Below are 16472 nucleotides of genomic sequence, written 5' to 3'. Positions count from 1 at the left end.
CCGTTTACCATTCCAGATTCAGGAGGTTTTCTTATGCAACATCAATCATCAGAACCAACCGTTACGCAACAAGCCGCCGAAACACTCGACGGCTGGTATACATTCCATGATTTTCGCCGGATTGACTGGAGCCGTCTCAAGCAAGTCGAAGCTACGGTCCGGACAAAGATGGTTCATGAATTCCAAGCTTTCTTGAGTGAACTCGCACAGGTCGAAGAACAAAAAGAAGGAAGCCATGCCCTCTATACGATCATCGGTCAAAAAGCCGACCTCGTCTTGATGGTCCTTCGTCCGACGATGGAAGACATTCAAGCCGTCGAAGTCAAAATGCAGAAGCTTGATCTCTACGATTACCTCATCCCAACCTACTCGTATGTGTCCGTTGTCGAACTTGGGACATACCGTGGTTCAGGAGAAGGTAACCCTTACGAAAATCCGTATGTCCGCGACCGTCTCTATCCAATCCTGCCAAAATCGAAGCACATCTGTTTCTATCCAATGAGCAAGTCACGCCGCGACGGTGACAACTGGTACACACTCTCGATGGAGAAACGCAAAGAGCTGATGTACCGTCACGGGATGATCGGTCGGAGTTATGCCGGCAAGATTCAACAAATCATCGGCGGATCGACTGGATTTGACGATTGGGAATGGGGCGTCACCCTCTTCGCTAACGATATTCTCCAGTTCAAGAAAATCGTCTATGAAATGCGGTTTGACGAAGTCAGTGCAAAATATGGTGAATTCGGTGAGTTCTTCATTGGTAACCGTCTCGAGTCGGACGAGCTCGAAGCACATTTCGCACTTTAATCTGCTGAATCACGTTTCATAGGAAAACCCTACGGGAATATACTCTTTGCGGCCACAAAAACTGTCAGATTTGTACCTGAAGGAGGAATTACCATGGGGAATGCTATGAACCGATCGACACGATCGCGTGAATTGCAATTCGCTGTGCTTTCAAAAGAGCTAAAGCCAGTCGCGGAACGTGTACTGGATCGCTATGAGCAAGCATTATCGAAGCTAAATAAAACACAACCTGCCAAGCGCTGAGGCATCTGCTTCCATCGCTCTATATCGTACCGGTGAACAGACGACGTTCTGTTTGCCGGTTTTTTTGCGTTTATCAGAAAAGGATCTATCCGCTTCATCCGTTTCTCTGTTCGAGTCACGTGAAGCGAGTAGATCCTTACAGATTTTACGAACGGGAAAGCCCATATCGGGCATAGCCCGCCTTTAGGCATGGGATGAAAGTGAGTTCGGATGTTTTCACATCCGACGTTCGGGTATATCTATCCCGACGTTCGGGTATATCTATCCCATAGACAAGTACAAGTCTCTAAAACGCCTGTGTCCATCGCCCCTTGAAAATCGTATACGGTTCGGTCACGAAAACATGTGACCGGTAAAACGATGCCTGTCGTCACGCAAAAGACGCTAAAACACCAGGTGGACACACCTGCAACGACCTGTGGTGGATGGTAACAGTCCATCAGCCTGAGAACCTATACGGTCTGTCTCAGGAGGGGTGATGGCACACCCTCATCTGAAGGCTTGAGCCAAACAGAAATGGACTGCGCTCGCACAAGCACTTCAGAATCCCACGGTTTTAATCGTGGGAGTGTCAATGTTACAATCCTTTATACGCCCCGATGGCGACAAAAATCCAAGCCGCGATGAACAGGACACCACCAATTGGTGTAATCGCTCCCAGCTTCGTCACTCCTGTCAACGCCATTACGTACAGGCTGCCAGAGAAGAAGACGATTCCGGCGAGCATCAACCAGCCGGCCAGTGAAAATTGTGAAATCGACACTTTTAATAACATCCCGCCAAGTGCGAGGATGCCAAGCGAGTGAACCATCTGATAGAGGACGCCGGTTTGCCAGTTCGCGAGCATCCGCTCGGACAACATATCTTTTAACGCATGGGCACCAAACGCCCCGAGTGCCACTGCCATCATCATCGACAGTGCCCCAATCATGATTAAGATTTTCATTCTTTTTCTCCCCCTAAACGTCGTGCTGGTAAATTCCATTCATAATAATAGGATAGCATACGTAAAATCGTGATCAGACCAAGTAATGTGAACAAATGGAGTGGATTGGTCAGCTCAAACCGGTCGATGACAAGTGCTGCCATGACGGCCCACATCGCGTAGATTTCTTTGTGCAGGACCAGTGGTTTGCGACCGGCGAGCAGATCGCGGATCACCCCACCGCCGACTCCCGTCAACACAGCAGCGGAAATCGTTGCGGATAACGGCAATCCTTTGGCGGAAGCCATCAAAGCACCTTGAATCGCAAATGCCGATAAGCCAAGCGCATCAGCGAGGACACCCCATCGTGTCCAGTGCGGTAAAAATAATTGCGGTAAGACAAAAATCAGCAAGGCGACTAAAATCGCAATCAAAAATAGACCACCTTGCGACCAGAGCGCGGAGACCGGGACCCCAATCAGCAGGTTTCGGATGGCGCCGCCGCCAAATGCCGTGATCAACGCGAGTAACCACACGCCAAACAAATCATATTTTTCTTCCATCGCGACAATCGCACCACTCATCGCAAACGCAACCGTGCCGATGATATTTAACAAGTCCCAGGACATACGCACATTTCACCTTTCTCAATAGAAATTCCAATACTTACTATACGCTCTTTTTCGATTCCGGCAAGCTTATTTTTTCTGTCACCGATTCAACCGTTTGTAAGTGACGTTTTTAGGTAAAGTAACCTATACTGAAACAAACTGTACAGGAAGCTAGGTGACCGTATGAAACGTTGGGCGCTTTATCGGATTTTCATCATCGTAACGATGTTCGCTCGTTACATTTGGACGATTTATCGATTCACCCGGAAGAACCGACCCGGTACGAATAATGAAGAATTTGAGCGCATCATGATTACGATTGCGCGTGATTATAAGAAAAAAGCCCTTCGTCTCGAAGGACTCCTCATTAAACTCGGACAGTTTCTCTCGATTCGGGCCGATCTGTTTCCTCCATCCGTTTTGATGGAGCTGACGGAACTCGTTGATAAAGTCCCGTCAAGCAAGCTTGGAGAATCCCGTAAAATCATTGAAGAAGACTGGGGCACTTCAATCGAAGATATCGTCGATGATATCTCCCCGCGTCCGGTCGCCTCTGCTTCGATCGGCGAGGTCTACAGTGCGACCCTCAAATCAAACGGTCGCAAAGTCGCGATTAAAGTTCAACGGCCGAACATCGAACAAATTATCAAAACGGATTTCCGGGCGATGCGGCTCGTCATTGCGATGCTCCGCCGGACGTCCCTCAATAAATCAACGGATTTACAGAGTCTGTACCGTCAAATGGTCTTCGTCATCGGAGATGAGCTGAACTACCGGACAGAATTGAAAAATGGACTGTATTTCAAAAAAATGTACGAAACGAATCCTGTCATCTACATTCCGGATTACTTTGAAGAGCATTGTACGAACCGTGTGCTTGTCATGGAGTGGATCGAAGGTACCCGGATCACGGATCTCGAGTTTTTAGAAAAACATAATATTGATCGAGACGAATTAGCCCGTAATCTGTTTTTAAATGCCGGTGAACAGCTGTTGTTCGGCGGAAAATTCCACGCGGACCCCCACCCGGGTAACGTCCTCGTCCAAAGTGACGGACGCATCGTCCTGCTGGATTTCGGAATGATCGGGGCGACGACCGCTGATGATATGCGGGCCATTCAACGCATACTCCAGTCGTTCGTCACGCTCGATTACGATGCGATCGTTGACGGACTCGAAGATTTACGGTTTTTGTTACCAAACGCCAACAAACAAAACATTCGTCAAGCAATTGAAAAAGCGGTCACCTTCTATCTTGAAAGTGACATGGAGAACGTCGATACGAAATTGATTGAAAAAGTATTATCGGATATTGAATTACTCGTTCGAAACGAACCGATTCAATTGCCGGCTGAGTTTGCCTTTTTCGGTCGAGCCGCTTCGACGATCCTTGGAATCCTGCAAATTTTATCACCGAAAATTAATTTACTGGAACTTGCCAAACCGATGGTCCGAAGGTGGCTGGATGAAGAAGGGAAAAACCAAAACCGTTACTTACAGATCGCGGGTTCTTATGGCGCACGCCTCCTTGCCTTCCCACGTCTTGTCAACGATGCGCTTAGCGAACCCACCCGGTGGCGTCTATTCGAGCAACAGAAATTCTCTCGGATCGCCAACATGGAGTCTCTGAAGATTCGCCAGTGGACCAGTTCTCTCGTCGGAATCGTCAGCCTCCCCGTCAGCTATACCGGCTATTTTCTGGCCCATTATGATTTGATGGGTGCATCGCTTACCATTGCCATCATCGCTTTATGGAACGGACGACGAATCGGTCGTCAAATTGTCCGGATTGCGGACGAACCCTTTAAATGAGTCTTCAAAAACGTTCTCTGCGGAGAACGTTTTTTATTTTGGAATAACTTTTTTAAGTTCTTCCATGTTTTTTAAGCCTGTTCCCGGGGTACATCTTCAAGTAGATAGAAAGAAAAGTAGAAGAGGTGAAACACGTGATTGATATCTTAATTGCGCTCGTACCGGCCTTGATGTGGGGGACACTTCCGTTAGTCGTCTCTAAAATCGGTGGTTCGACGGAACAACAAATTATCGGAACGACACTTGGAGCTTTGATGTTTGCTGTCATTACGTTCTTTTTTGTCAGTCCTGAACTTTCGACGACGGCTTGGGTCGCCGGATTTTTCTCCGGTGCCTTTTGGGCACTTGGTCAAATGAATCAGTTTGCGGCCTTTAAACAAATGGGTGTCTCAAAAACGATGCCGATCTCGACGGGGATGCAACTCGTCGGAACCTCTTTATTCGGTGTCCTCGCCTTTGGTGAGTGGTCGAACCGGACCGCTTTGCTACTTGGAATCAGTGCGCTTGTCTTAATCGTCGCCGGAGCAGCGTTCACTTCTTATAAAGAAGACAAAAGTAAACAAGATGAAAATATCGGAAAAGGCTTACTTCTGCTTTTGATTTCGACCGTCGGATATGTTGGCTATGTCGTCATCGCCCGTTGGTTTAACATCAACGGTTGGGAAGCGGTCTTACCGCAAGCAGTCGGGATGGTCATCAGTGCGGTTCTCCTGTCGTTGCGTAAAGGCAATTTATTTACGAAGAAAACAGCCGGCAATACGATTGGCGGTCTGATGTGGGCCGTCGGGAATATTGCCCTGCTATTCGCCACAGCCAAAGTTGGTGTCGCAACCAGTTTTTCATTGTCACAAACCGGTGTCGTCATCTCGACGATCGGTGGCGTCCTACTCTTAAAAGAAACAAAAACAAAAAAAGAAATGACGTTCGTCATCATTGGCTGTATCTTGGTTGTCGTTGGCGGGATCATGATCGGATTTACGAAACAATAAGGAGGAAATCATCTTATGTATAACAGTCTAAAAGGAAAAGTCGTCATCGTAACAGGTGGATCAATGGGAATCGGTGAAGCAATCGTTCGCCGTTATACAGAAGAAGGCATGCGTGTCGTCATCAATTACCGGAGTCACCCGGAAGAGGCGTCTAAAATCGCAGAAGACATCAAACAAGCCGGCGGTGAAGCCTTGACCGTTCAAGGGGATGTCTCAAAAGAAGACGATATGATCAATCTCGTCAAACAAACCGTCGACCACTTTGGACAACTCGACGTCTTCGTGAATAATGCCGGTGTCGAAATGCCGTCACCTTCTCACGAGATGTCTCTTGAAGATTGGCAGAAGGTCATTGATGTCAACTTGACCGGTGCATTCCTCGGCGCCCGTGAAGCGCTCAAATACTTTGTGGAACATGACGTCAAAGGCAACATCATCAATATGTCGAGTGTTCACGAAATCATCCCGTGGCCAACGTTTGTTCATTATGCGGCTAGTAAGGGTGGCGTCAAACTGATGACGCAGACACTGGCGATGGAGTACGCTCCAAAAGGAATTCGAATCAATGCAATCGGACCAGGTGCAATCAATACACCGATCAATGCGGAGAAATTCGAAGATCCGAAACAACGTGCCGATGTTGAAAGCATGATTCCGATGGGGAACATCGGAAAACCGGAAGAAATTTCCGCGGTCGCCGCGTGGCTCGCCTCCGATGAAGCAAGTTATGTCACTGGCATCACGCTGTTTGCAGATGGCGGGATGACACTTTATCCATCATTTCAAGCAGGACGCGGGTAATACCCGCGTTTCTGCTCTCTAAAGGGAGGAACCCTCATGTCGAATTTCTTGACCTTGTTAAAACGCGGAAATAAATCCGCTCTTGCTGCTGCGATCGTCAATACCATTATCGCCATCATAAAATTCGTTGCGTATGTCTTGACCGGAAACATTGCGATGTTTGCGGAAATGATGCATACAATCGGTGACGCAGCCAATCAATATTTTGTCTACATCGGTTCAGCATTAAGTAAAAAAGCGCCCACCAAACGATTCCCGAACGGCTTTGGACGACTTGTTAACCTTGTCCTACTCGCCGCGATTCTTGTTGTTGCGATTCTCGCCTACGAAACAATCCGTGAAGGGATCTTACACATTCTGCACGCACCAGGTGACAAAACAAGTGGTCTTTGGATCATCTTGACCGCACTTGGCATCGGTGTTGTCCTTGAAGTCGGTGTCTTTTATAAAGCGATGATTGAAATCGCCCACGAGACCGGTTTAAAATCACGTGGTCTGACACTCGTCGGTCAAAGTTTTACGAACTTATCGCAAGCAAAACCCGCGACACGACTTGTCTTCATGGAAGACCTGGTCGCGACACTCGGCGGGCTCATTGCCATCATTGCCGTATTGATTTCGCACTACACTTCTTTTTATCAAGCGGAAGGAATCGCTTCGATTCTGATTGGTTTAATGATGTTTTATGTCGTCTACAATGTCTTCATTCAAAACGCTGCCGGTGCCCTTGGTGAGATTGATGAAGTGTTGACAGCGAAGATCGGTGAAATCCTGATGCGTGATCCTGACGTCCGTGACATCGAAAAGCTCGAAGTCATCAAGGAAGGCGATCACTTCCATGTCGAAATCGAGGTCGAAGTCGACCCTGGACTGACGATTGCTCAGGCCGACGATATCAAGGATCGTCTTGAATTGCAGATTCGGATTCTTAAAGGCATCACGGATGTCACGATTTCGTTTGATGAAGATGATAAGATTCAGCATTATCAACCACCGACTCAACCGTAATCGAAATACATGTTGCCCGCACGAAACAGGTACCTCCGATTTTTTCGGAAGGTACCTGTTTCGTGTTTTTTCAATTGTCTGCTCGGACGAATCCGGCTTCTTTCGCCTCTTGTTCATTACAAAACATTTCTTCCGGATTCACTTCCTGATACGAACGACCACTTTCAACATGATAGATTTTTTTCCCTTGCCGATTGATGTTCCCTTTAATGTTTTCACAATCAGCTGATTCTTTCATGGGTGTTTCCTTCATGACCGAGGTATCAAATCCACGATCCGTCGCATATCCTTTTGTCTGCCAAATCCCTAGCGTCTTGCCTTTTGCTTCGTCTTCAATCTCTTGGAACATCTCGACGTATCGGGTATCCGGCTCATAGATATAAGCGACACGCGCCAGACCTTTTCGGAGCAGTTCCTGATTGATCATCTTGCCGTCTGCCCAGACATACGCAAGCAAGCGCCCGTACCGGTCTGCCTTCGACTGATCACGCTCCAGTAAGACATCACTGCCTGCAGGCAAGGCGTTTTTCGTATAACGAGACGCCTCTGGTCCAAACGGTTGAATCGGTTTTTCGGGATTGACGGTTTCCGGTGTATCGATCAATAAAAAACGCACATCTTCCGTCTGACCATTTTTTAATCGAACCTTAACCGTATCCCCGTCGATGACACGTTCGACTGTTGCTTCTGTCACTTGATTTTCGTCGGGTTGCTGGATTCCGAGCAGCTCAGTCGGTTCTGAATCCAGGGCACACCCGCTCATGAACACGAACCCGGTCATGAGTATGATTTTATTCAGCCATTGTTTCATGTTAATGTCTCTCCCCTTACGTTCGAAAAGCGCCGACATAAGACACGTCGACGCTTTCTGGATCTGGATTAATTGATTCGGCAATCCGTCGTGCAGCTGACTGGAATCACCCGATTTTTAGCGACTTTGTCATAGATCACCGCTCCGATTCCGAGACGAATCGACAACGAAACAAACGGATCAACCGGTCGCAATACCAGTAATGTTTTCGTCAGCAGACGAATGCCGTGAATTCCAGCATGACGGACACCTTGTGTGGTCTCGACATGCATCCGTTCGAGTAACAGGGGTTGCTCAAACGTTTGGACACGCCGGGCGTCGATAAACGTCAACTGGTCAAAACGGTCCAATCGTTCCAGGAACCATTTTGATTTTTGGCACAGTGGACACCATCCGTCAAAATAGACCGTCAGCTGTCTCATTCTGCCGTCAGTACTTTTTCAACTTCCGTCCGGTTGGTATATAACGTATAGAAGGCTGCAGCGACATTCTTCGGATCGAGCGCCGTCCCGCGCTTGACTTCCCCCGCAATCGTAACGGTCCCGACATATACATTGTCGTCTTTCAACGTATCGTGCAACATATGTGTCAACTGGCGCACACCGGCTTTCCCGATCGAGAGACCCGGCAAGGATTTGATGGGATGTAAGGCAGCTCCGCCACCCGTGATCAGGATGGCGCCGTCTTTACGGGCTATCATATCCGGTGCGACGATCTGTGCCGCATGTAACGCACCAAGGACATCGATCTCAAACTCTTTCGTAATCTGTTCTGCTGAGACCTCAAGAACGGATGCCTGATGCAGAATCGAGGCATTGTAGACCAAAACATCGATTTGTCCGTACTGCTCTTTTGTCCACTCGACGAGCGACTCAAGATCCGCACGACGTGACGCGTCACACTCGACACCAACGGCTTCGATTCCTTGTTCCTTCAGTTCTGTAATGACCGCTGCAAGCGTTTCTTGCGTCCGTGCGGCACAGACGACTTGAAATCCTTCTTGGCCGAAACGTTTACTGATTTCCGTTCCATTTCCTGGACCTGCTCCGATGATGATGATTGTTTTCATGTACGTTCCCCCTCATTTTTTCCTTTTATCCTATTCCCAAAAGTGATGGGCTTTACTCAAAAATCAAGCAAGGATGGTCCTTTTTCGTCTTTCTCCTGCCCTACTCCCATGAAACGCGCCAGCATCGGATCAACATCTGGTGTTTTTGGTTGTGTTGTTTGTGGTACTGACGGCAGGACGACAGAAGACGATGTCATGTCTTCCTTTGATTGCTCTAACAATAATCCGCAATAGGCTTTCATCGCTGCGATGTGTTCGACTTGTACGTTGCCGCTTGTCTGTTCGATTTTCGCCATCGTCTGGCGCATTTTTTCAATGACTTGTTGTTCTGTAATCATCTTGCTCACCTCATATGATAGATTGAATGTATTAACTGAAAAGGAAGTGTCCTTTATGATTCGTACTGCTTTAGTTGGTTTTGGACTTGCCGGAGAACATTTACATGCACCCTACATCACACACCCTGATTATCAACTCGTTGCCGTCCAGTCCAGTCGCCCGGAAGCCGTTGCTGCGCGTTATCCGGATGTTCCCGTCTATCCTTCACTCGAACAATTATTAGCATCAGAAACGATTGACCTGGTCGTCATCGCTACACCCAATGCAGAACATTATCCCCTCGCGAAAACGGCACTTTTAGCCGGGTGTCATGTCCTGGTCGAAAAACCCTTCACCGTCACCTTGACGGAAGCAGAACAACTGACGGATCTCGCACGTCAGCAAAATCGATTACTGACAGTTTACCATAATCGCCGCTATACAAAAGACTTCCGGACGTTACGACAACTCGTTCAAGATGGTGAACTTGGCATCGTCCAAACATTCGAAGCGCATTACGATCGCTACCGCCCGACCGTCCGGGCACGGTGGCGGGAACAAGACGTACCGGGTGCAGGTCTCCTCTATGACTTAGGTTCTCACCTGATCGACCAGGCCTTGATACTGTTCGGCGAACGACCGGATCGTGTTTTTTGTGATCAGACGATCCAGCGTCCGGATGGTCCGGTCGAAGACTATACACATCTGATTCTCGCTTTCGGAACACGACGCGCCGTTCTGCATATCGGATCGCTTGTCCCTGCATCCGGTCCGTCACTTGCTGTCCATGGGACGAAGGCCAGTTATTTCGTCGATCACGTCGATACGAAAGAAGAAACATACACGTGGGGCAGACCGGAGCAACCCCTCGAAGAACGTCCTTTCCTTGAATCCGGCTTTAAAAACTATTATCTTGATCTCGCAGCAGCACTCCGAAACGAGGCACCACTTGCCGTCACGACGGAGCAAGCACTCCTCGTGATGAAAATTATCGATTGTGCTCAAAAAAGCGTAAAAGAGGGTAAATGGATAGAAGTAGAATAAATTACTCTATTTCAAATGAACAGGGGGAAATATGCATGTTTTCAAGTACGGAACGAACAGCATGGCTCGAAGAGATGGGACAAGAACTGCTTGATGTGTTGGTCATTGGTGGCGGCATTACAGGTGCGGGGATTTTACTTGATGCGCAAAGCCGGGGGATGCGGACCGGATTGATTGAGATGCAGGATTTCGCAGAAGGAACGTCAAGCCGTTCGACGAAACTCGTCCACGGCGGCTTACGTTACCTCAAACAATTTGAAATCAAGTTGGTCGCGGAAGTCGGGAAAGAACGGGCCATCGTTTATGAAAACGCCCCACACGTCACGACACCGGAGTGGATGATGTTGCCGCTTGTCGAAGGTGGTACGTTTGGTAGCTTTTCCACGTCCGTCGGCTTGCGGGTCTATGATCAACTGGCCGGCGTCAGACGGCACGAACGACGGAAGATGTTATCTAAAGAAGAGACACTTCGGTATGAACCCCTTTTACGGACTGAACACCTTGTGGGCGGCGGACGTTATGTCGAGTATAAAACGGACGATGCACGCTTGACGGTCGAAGTCTTAAAAGCAGCTGTCGGATACGGTGGACGTGCCGTCAACTATACGAAAGCTGAATCCCTGGTCTATCACAACGGCAAGGTCGTTGGTATCGAAGTACAAGATGTCTTAAGTGGCAAGACGTATACGATTCGCGCCAAAAAAATCATCAATGCGACCGGACCATGGGTCGATGAGTTGCGTGAAAAGGATGGCTCGAAATCCGGGAAATCACTGCATTTGACGAAAGGTATTCACCTTGTCATCGATCAGGCACACTTCCCACTCCAACAAGCTGTCTATTTTGATGTGGCTGACGGACGGATGATTTTTGCGATTCCCCGCGAAGGGAAAACGTATGTCGGGACGACGGATACGAATTACCAAGGTGATATCCTCGAGCCGGGTGTAACGGAAGAAGATCGCGACTATATCCTCGCTGCGACCAATCAGATGTTTAACGTTGATCTCCACGCCGAGCATGTTGAATCGACGTGGTCCGGATTACGTCCTTTGATTCACGAAGATGGAAAAGACCCTAGCGAATTGTCACGAAAAGATGAGATTTTTGTTTCAAAATCCGGCTTGATGTCCATCGCCGGTGGAAAGTTGACCGGCTACCGGAAAATGGCGGAACGGATCATCGATATGGTCGCCGATCAATTCAAAGAGGAAGAGAATCGAATTTATCTTGCATCACGCACACACGATATCTTACTTGGTGGCGGACATCCGGATGGCAGTAAAGGGTTTGCCCGTTACATGAAAGAACAACAACCGAAGGGCGAAGCACTTGGGTTGTCTCCGACGGAAACAACCTGGTTGATCCAACGTTACGGAACGGATGTCGAACGTGTCTTCGAATTGATTCGTTCGCGCGGTAGCGAAGCGGAACGTTATCAGCTGCCGTTGCACTGGTTCGGGGGACTTCTATATGGATTAGAAGCCGAACTCGTCATGCAACCGGGCGATTTCTTGAACCGCCGTGCGTCCGCCGTCTTCTTTGATTATCCGAATGCCGAAAAATATGCGGATGGTGTGCTAGCTTTAATGCGGAGTGAACTCGGCTGGTCGGCAGAAGAAGAAGCAAAAGCGAATCAAAGTATTCAACGGGAGTTTGATGCGGTGCGCATTAAAAGTGCTCTTCCTTCTTAATTGCCGTTTCATTACGAAAGCAAAAAATGCGACCCCTCTCGGGATCGCATTTTTTATTTGTCATCTGACGCTGCCAACTCGGCAGCCGGCATATTTTCCGGTGCCAACTTTGAATTCTTTCGGGCAAACGCAAAGTAGAGGACAAGTCCAATCGCTAACCAGATGAAGAATGCAATCCATGTCTCGCGTTTTAAGTTAAACATCAAGAAGAGACATGAAGCGATGGCAGCAATCGGTACGTACGGCATACCCGGACATTTAAAAGCCCGCGGTAGGTCCGGTTGTGTTTTACGAAGGATCAAGACTGCTACTGAAATCAGGACGAACGCGGCAAGTGTCCCCATGTTAACGAGGTTGGCGATGACGTCGAGTGGGACGAGTCCAGCGACTGTCGCACTACCGAGACCAATCATCCAGGTTGCCTTGAACGGTGTTTTGTACTTTGGGTGGACTTCCGAGAAAACTTTCGGGAACATCCCGTCACGCGAAATCGCGAATGCTAAACGCACCATTCCGTATGTCATGACGAGGATAACCGTTGTGATTCCAAGAATTGCGCCTAAATCGATGAAGCCGGCGACCCAGTTTTGTCCTGCCATTTGGATAGCAAGTGAGACCGGATGATCGACACCCGCAAATTTTTGATACGGGACGATTCCCGTCATGATCGCAGCTACGATGACGTAAAGGATCGTACAGACCGCAAGTGAACCGATGATGCCACGTGGCAAGTTTTTCTGTGGTTCCCGTACTTCTTCTGCTGCTGATGTGACGGCATCAAACCCAATGTAGGCGAAGAAGACGATGGCCGCCCCTGAGAAGACCCCACCCCATCCGAACGGTGTGAACGGTGCCCAGTTCGTCGGTTCGACATAGCCGACACCAACGACGATGAACAAGACGACGACGGCAAGTTTGATGATGACCATGATATTATTGACTCGTTTTGTTTCTTTGATACCCATCGATAACAGACCGGTAATCGCAAGCAAAATCAGGAAGGCCGGTAAGTTGAAGAACGTTTTGGCCCCTTCTACTGCACCGGGAGCTGCTGATATGGCTGTCGGAAGATGAATACCGAATCCACCGAGTAACGATTGAAAGTAACCGGACCACCCTGCCGCAACGGCACTGGACGCAAGTCCATACTCGAGTATCAAGTTCCAACCGATGATCCAGGCAAAGATCTCACCCATCGTCGCGTACGTATACGTATAGACAGATCCGCTCACGGGAATCGTCGAGGCGAATTCCGCATACGCGAGTGCCGCTAACCCACAAGCAATAGCAGATAAAATGAAAGAAACAATAAGGCCAGGTCCTGCTGTTAATGCTCCTGTTCCGGTTAGGACGAAAATCCCCGTACCAATGATGGCGCCGATTCCTAAAAACGTTAAATCCATTGCGCCAAGATTTCGAGCAAGTCCGTTGTTCTGTTGACTCGCAGCAATCATAGCGGAAACATCTTTTTTCCGCGTCAAACTCATGATGATACTCCCCCTGTTGTGTGTGTAGTTCGTATTACAATCGAAATGTTGTAATTACTTAATCCAAAATTTACGAATTTTTCAGATAAATTGATATAGGTCATTAGACCCATTTCAAAAATGCTGATCGCTTACATGATTTTTCTTTGTACAAAAAAATTCTTTCATGAGACCGGTGTGCACCGGTCTCATGAAAGAATCTTTATGAAAGAAAGGTCTTCGAAAATAGTGTTTATCGATTAGCTAACCAACTTAAAAACACTTGGAAATCCAACGTTGTCCGAGCTGCATAAGCACTAGACCACCGTTGAATTTGACGCGTAAATTCAGCGTCTGATACGCCAATCGATTCGATGATGACAATGTCCGCATGATGGTCCAAGATGTCAATGTCAATTCCTGCGTCCTTATCCGCCCGGGCATGGATTTTGGCGGTAATTTGACCTTGAATCGAAAGGACGTTTTCGAGGTCTTCCTGGCTTTTGATATGCTTTGCTTTTAATTTCTTTTTGTAGGGAGAACGTTCCCGAAGGTAATACTCTTTTCCGTTCATCGTCACGTAACCAAGATACGGATCTTCATGTGCCTGCATCGCTTTTTGTGATGTCACGACACGACGTCCTTGATGAACCGCTTCGACGTCCTCCAGATAGACCGGTAAAAAGAGTGACGGAACAGATGTTTGTGCCTGCTTCATTTCTAGAATCAAATCCTCGTGTTCACCACCCTCTCCTTCGACGAGGATGTAGTACCGTTCAAGACCAATCGATGCCGTCCCGCTATCGAATTTATAGACGATATCCTTGATATCATAAAACGCGGCATCCTGCCGATCTTCTTGGTCAATCGAAGCAATGTAGTCCGGCCAGACAGCTTCGATTGCTGCATACGTCTCGGCATCTATCCGTTTCATGTCTGGTAAATCAGAAAATTTCCGTTGCCCTTCAACGACGGTCGTCCGTTCACCAAGCAATTCTGCTTTCTTTTTCTCTGCCTTTTTAATCAGTTTCCGAATCGGTCCTTTTGTGTTGTCGATCGTAAAACAGACCTTGCTTGGATTTTTGCCTTTTGCGTATTCCCGCAAGTCATCTAAGTAATGCTGGACGTAGGCGGTAATGGCCGGCTCCGGATCATACCCGACTTCCTTCGCAAACAATTGAACCGATACTGCCATCCGAATCAAATCATATAGATAAGACCCAAGGTATCCTTCATCAAAGTCGTTGACATCATAGATGATTTCACCTTTAGCATTTCCATGGACACCAAAATTTTCGAAGTGAAGATCCCCTTGAATCCAGGTCGGCGTCTCACTCGGTGTATCGAATCCTAACGGAATCCGCGTCAAGTCATAATAAAAGAGATGCGAACTGCCACGGAAAAAAAGAAACGGACTCGTACTCATCTTTTGATATTTTATTTGCCGCGCTGCTTCATCGAGTCCGCGAACTTCATGATCATAAAAATCCAACACTTTCGAGATCGTCAATTGTCGTATTTCTTCATATACCGGTGTGAACATAAAAACGCCTCCTTAAAAGAATTGTAAAAAAAGACAGCAAAACGAATCCGCTTTGCTGTCTGCCTGTCTTACTCATTCGAAGTGTTTTCTATATTCCCCATATCCTGCCGTCTCAAGCTCTTCTAACGGAATAAAGCGCAGAGCTGCTGAGTTGATGCAGTAGCGTAAGCCACCCAACTCTTTTGGACCGTCATCAAAAATATGACCAAGATGACTGTCTGCGTCAGCCGAACGGACTTCTGTCCGTGTCATGCCGTGTGTCGTATCAAGAGTGACTTCCATTTTGTCTTCAGAAATCGGTTTTGCAAAACTTGGCCATCCGCAATTCGAGTTAAATTTATCTTTTGACGTAAAGAGTGGTGTTCCGTCGACGATATCGACATAAAGACCTGATCGTTCTTCATCCCAGTATTCATTTCGGAAAGCTGGTTCTGTTCCACTTTCTTGTGTCACCTTATACTGGATTGGCGTCAGACGTTGTTTCAGTTCCTGCTCTTTATCTTGATTTTTCCATGCTTCTTTGACGAATTTTGCTCGACCTGATCCCACACTATACATCTGATAGCGGAACGGATTTTTTTTGTAATAATCCTGATGGTAGTCTTCTGCCGGCCAGAACGGTTTCGCCGGACGGATATCGACTGCTACTGGTCGCGAGAACCGACCGGATGCGTCAAGCGCCGCTTTCGAACGTTCAGCTGCTTGTTTTTGTTCTTCGTCGACATAAAAGATAGCCGGTTCATACGATTGACCCCGGTCATTAAACTGTCCGCCGCCATCGGTCGGATCAATTTGTCGCCAAAAAATTTCGAGTAATTCCTCATACGTGATGATGGACGGATCATATGTGACTTCTACGGCTTCTAAGTGTCCTGTCGTTTCTGAACAGACCTCTTTATACGTCGGGTTTTCTGTATGACCACCTGTATAACCGGAAATGACTTGTTCGACACCATCATATTTATGAAATGGCTTGACCATGCACCAAAAACAGCCACCTGCGAATATTGCTTTTGCCATCTAGCTTCCCCTCCTCTGTATATGCCTATTTTAACGCGTTCCGTGCCACGTCCCTACTATCTTGCTCAGTCAATCTTCCGGATTTGCTTTTAAGCGCCGCATGACAAAATAAATCGCGGCGAACACTAAGATCAATCCGCCGAGCGAATACCAGATATTGTTCATCCGGTAGAGCATCTGATAAATCGCTAACGTCACAAGCAAAATCGCAATCGGAATGAATGCCCGTTTAAAGTGATACCAATAATTCACTGTAGTCGCCTCCGTTTTCTTTTATCTTAATCGATTTTTTACTGCTTGATTGTGTT

At 47.7% G+C, this 16472-nt stretch carries 18 protein-coding genes; 8 read left to right on the top strand and 10 right to left on the bottom strand.

The annotated features are described in order from the left end of the window. Window positions 1-33 precede the first annotated feature (33 nt). Window positions 34-810, top strand: coding sequence for a hydrogen peroxide-dependent heme synthase (gene hemQ / locus P404_RS0109390; RefSeq protein ID WP_026830584.1), 777 nt, complete (start codon window positions 34-36; stop codon window positions 808-810). 93 nt (window positions 811-903) lie between these two features. Then, window positions 904-1053 (top strand): hypothetical protein, encoded by a 150-nt coding sequence (locus P404_RS18595; protein WP_012369127.1) that lies wholly within the window; start codon window positions 904-906, stop codon window positions 1051-1053. 577 nt (window positions 1054-1630) lie between these two features. On the opposite strand, the gene P404_RS0109380 is transcribed toward P404_RS18595, so the two are convergent. After that, window positions 1631-1999 carry a DUF423 domain-containing protein gene (locus P404_RS0109380; RefSeq protein ID WP_026830583.1) on the bottom strand — a complete coding sequence of 123 codons (369 nt, stop codon included), beginning with the start codon at window positions 1997-1999 and terminating at the stop codon, window positions 1631-1633. Continuing rightward, complete coding sequence (locus tag P404_RS0109375; RefSeq protein WP_014969240.1) at window positions 1996-2607, bottom strand: trimeric intracellular cation channel family protein; 612 nt, start codon at window positions 2605-2607, stop codon at window positions 1996-1998. Before P404_RS0109375 ends, P404_RS0109380 begins: the two co-directional genes overlap by 4 nt. A gap of 165 nt (window positions 2608-2772) precedes the next feature. Here P404_RS0109375 and P404_RS0109370 point away from each other — a divergent pair, with 165 nt between their 5' ends. The 4 genes from P404_RS0109370 to P404_RS0109355 all read left to right on the top strand — a co-directional run bounded on the left by P404_RS0109370 (window position 2773) and on the right by P404_RS0109355 (window position 7199). Further along, the gene (locus P404_RS0109370) at window positions 2773-4401 is read left to right on the top strand and encodes an ABC1 kinase family protein (RefSeq protein ID WP_014969239.1); all 1629 of its coding nucleotides are present in this window, start codon (window positions 2773-2775) and stop codon (window positions 4399-4401) included. 137 nt (window positions 4402-4538) lie between these two features. Beyond that, a complete protein-coding gene (locus P404_RS0109365; protein ID WP_026830582.1) occupies window positions 4539-5390 on the top strand; it encodes a GRP family sugar transporter in 852 nt (283 codons plus the stop codon). Window positions 5391-5405: 15 nt separating this feature from the next. Then, complete coding sequence (locus tag P404_RS0109360; protein ID WP_026830581.1) at window positions 5406-6191, top strand: glucose 1-dehydrogenase; 786 nt, start codon at window positions 5406-5408, stop codon at window positions 6189-6191. A 36-nt stretch (window positions 6192-6227) separates the two neighbouring features. Continuing rightward, window positions 6228-7199, top strand: a complete 972-nt coding sequence (locus P404_RS0109355) for a cation diffusion facilitator family transporter (protein ID WP_026830580.1) — start codon at window positions 6228-6230, stop codon at window positions 7197-7199. 70 nt (window positions 7200-7269) lie between these two features. Here the strand turns inward: P404_RS0109355 and P404_RS0109350 are convergent, their stop codons facing one another. The 4 genes from P404_RS0109350 to P404_RS0109335 all read right to left on the bottom strand — a co-directional run bounded on the left by P404_RS0109350 (window position 7270) and on the right by P404_RS0109335 (window position 9417). Beyond that, window positions 7270-8010: a thermonuclease family protein gene (locus P404_RS0109350; RefSeq protein WP_026830579.1), complete on the bottom strand. Its 741-nt coding sequence runs from the start codon at window positions 8008-8010 to the stop codon at window positions 7270-7272. A gap of 68 nt (window positions 8011-8078) precedes the next feature. Then, window positions 8079-8432, bottom strand: coding sequence for a thiol-disulfide oxidoreductase DCC family protein (locus tag P404_RS0109345; RefSeq protein ID WP_026830578.1), 354 nt, complete (start codon window positions 8430-8432; stop codon window positions 8079-8081). Then, the gene (locus P404_RS0109340; protein WP_014969233.1) at window positions 8429-9079 is read right to left on the bottom strand and encodes an SDR family NAD(P)-dependent oxidoreductase; all 651 of its coding nucleotides are present in this window, start codon (window positions 9077-9079) and stop codon (window positions 8429-8431) included. The genes P404_RS0109345 and P404_RS0109340 overlap by 4 nt, the downstream gene beginning before the upstream one ends. 56 nt (window positions 9080-9135) lie before the next feature. Then, window positions 9136-9417, bottom strand: a complete 282-nt coding sequence (locus P404_RS0109335; protein ID WP_026830577.1) for a DUF5327 family protein — start codon at window positions 9415-9417, stop codon at window positions 9136-9138. A 55-nt stretch (window positions 9418-9472) separates the two neighbouring features. On the opposite strand from P404_RS0109335, the gene P404_RS0109330 reads away from it, so the two are divergent. Together P404_RS0109330 and P404_RS0109325 are read left to right on the top strand one after the other, a co-directional pair. Next, on the top strand, window positions 9473-10441 hold the full coding sequence (locus P404_RS0109330) for a Gfo/Idh/MocA family oxidoreductase (protein WP_026830576.1): 969 nt from the start codon (window positions 9473-9475) through the stop codon (window positions 10439-10441). Window positions 10442-10476: 35 nt separating this feature from the next. Beyond that, a complete protein-coding gene (locus tag P404_RS0109325; RefSeq protein ID WP_014969230.1) occupies window positions 10477-12135 on the top strand; it encodes a glycerol-3-phosphate dehydrogenase/oxidase in 1659 nt (552 codons plus the stop codon). Between the two features lie 53 nt (window positions 12136-12188). On the opposite strand, the gene P404_RS0109320 is transcribed toward P404_RS0109325, so the two are convergent. The 4 genes from P404_RS0109320 to P404_RS0109305 form a co-directional block, all read right to left on the bottom strand. After that, window positions 12189-13622: a branched-chain amino acid transporter BcaP gene (locus P404_RS0109320; protein WP_014969229.1), complete on the bottom strand. Its 1434-nt coding sequence runs from the start codon at window positions 13620-13622 to the stop codon at window positions 12189-12191. 232 nt (window positions 13623-13854) lie between these two features. Further along, window positions 13855-15144, bottom strand: coding sequence for a DUF2252 domain-containing protein (locus P404_RS0109315; RefSeq protein ID WP_026830575.1), 1290 nt, complete (start codon window positions 15142-15144; stop codon window positions 13855-13857). A gap of 72 nt (window positions 15145-15216) precedes the next feature. Next, window positions 15217-16164, bottom strand: a complete 948-nt coding sequence (msrA, locus tag P404_RS0109310; protein ID WP_014969227.1) for a peptide-methionine (S)-S-oxide reductase MsrA — start codon at window positions 16162-16164, stop codon at window positions 15217-15219. Window positions 16165-16233: 69 nt separating this feature from the next. After that, complete coding sequence (locus P404_RS0109305) at window positions 16234-16416, bottom strand: hypothetical protein (RefSeq protein ID WP_014969226.1); 183 nt, start codon at window positions 16414-16416, stop codon at window positions 16234-16236. Between the last annotated feature and the right edge of the window lie 56 nt (window positions 16417-16472).

The sequence above is a fragment of the Exiguobacterium antarcticum DSM 14480 genome (assembly GCF_000685865.1).
Classification (GTDB): domain Bacteria; phylum Bacillota; class Bacilli; order Exiguobacteriales; family Exiguobacteriaceae; genus Exiguobacterium_A; species Exiguobacterium_A antarcticum.
This window is presented reverse-complemented; position numbering and strand designations above follow the sequence as displayed.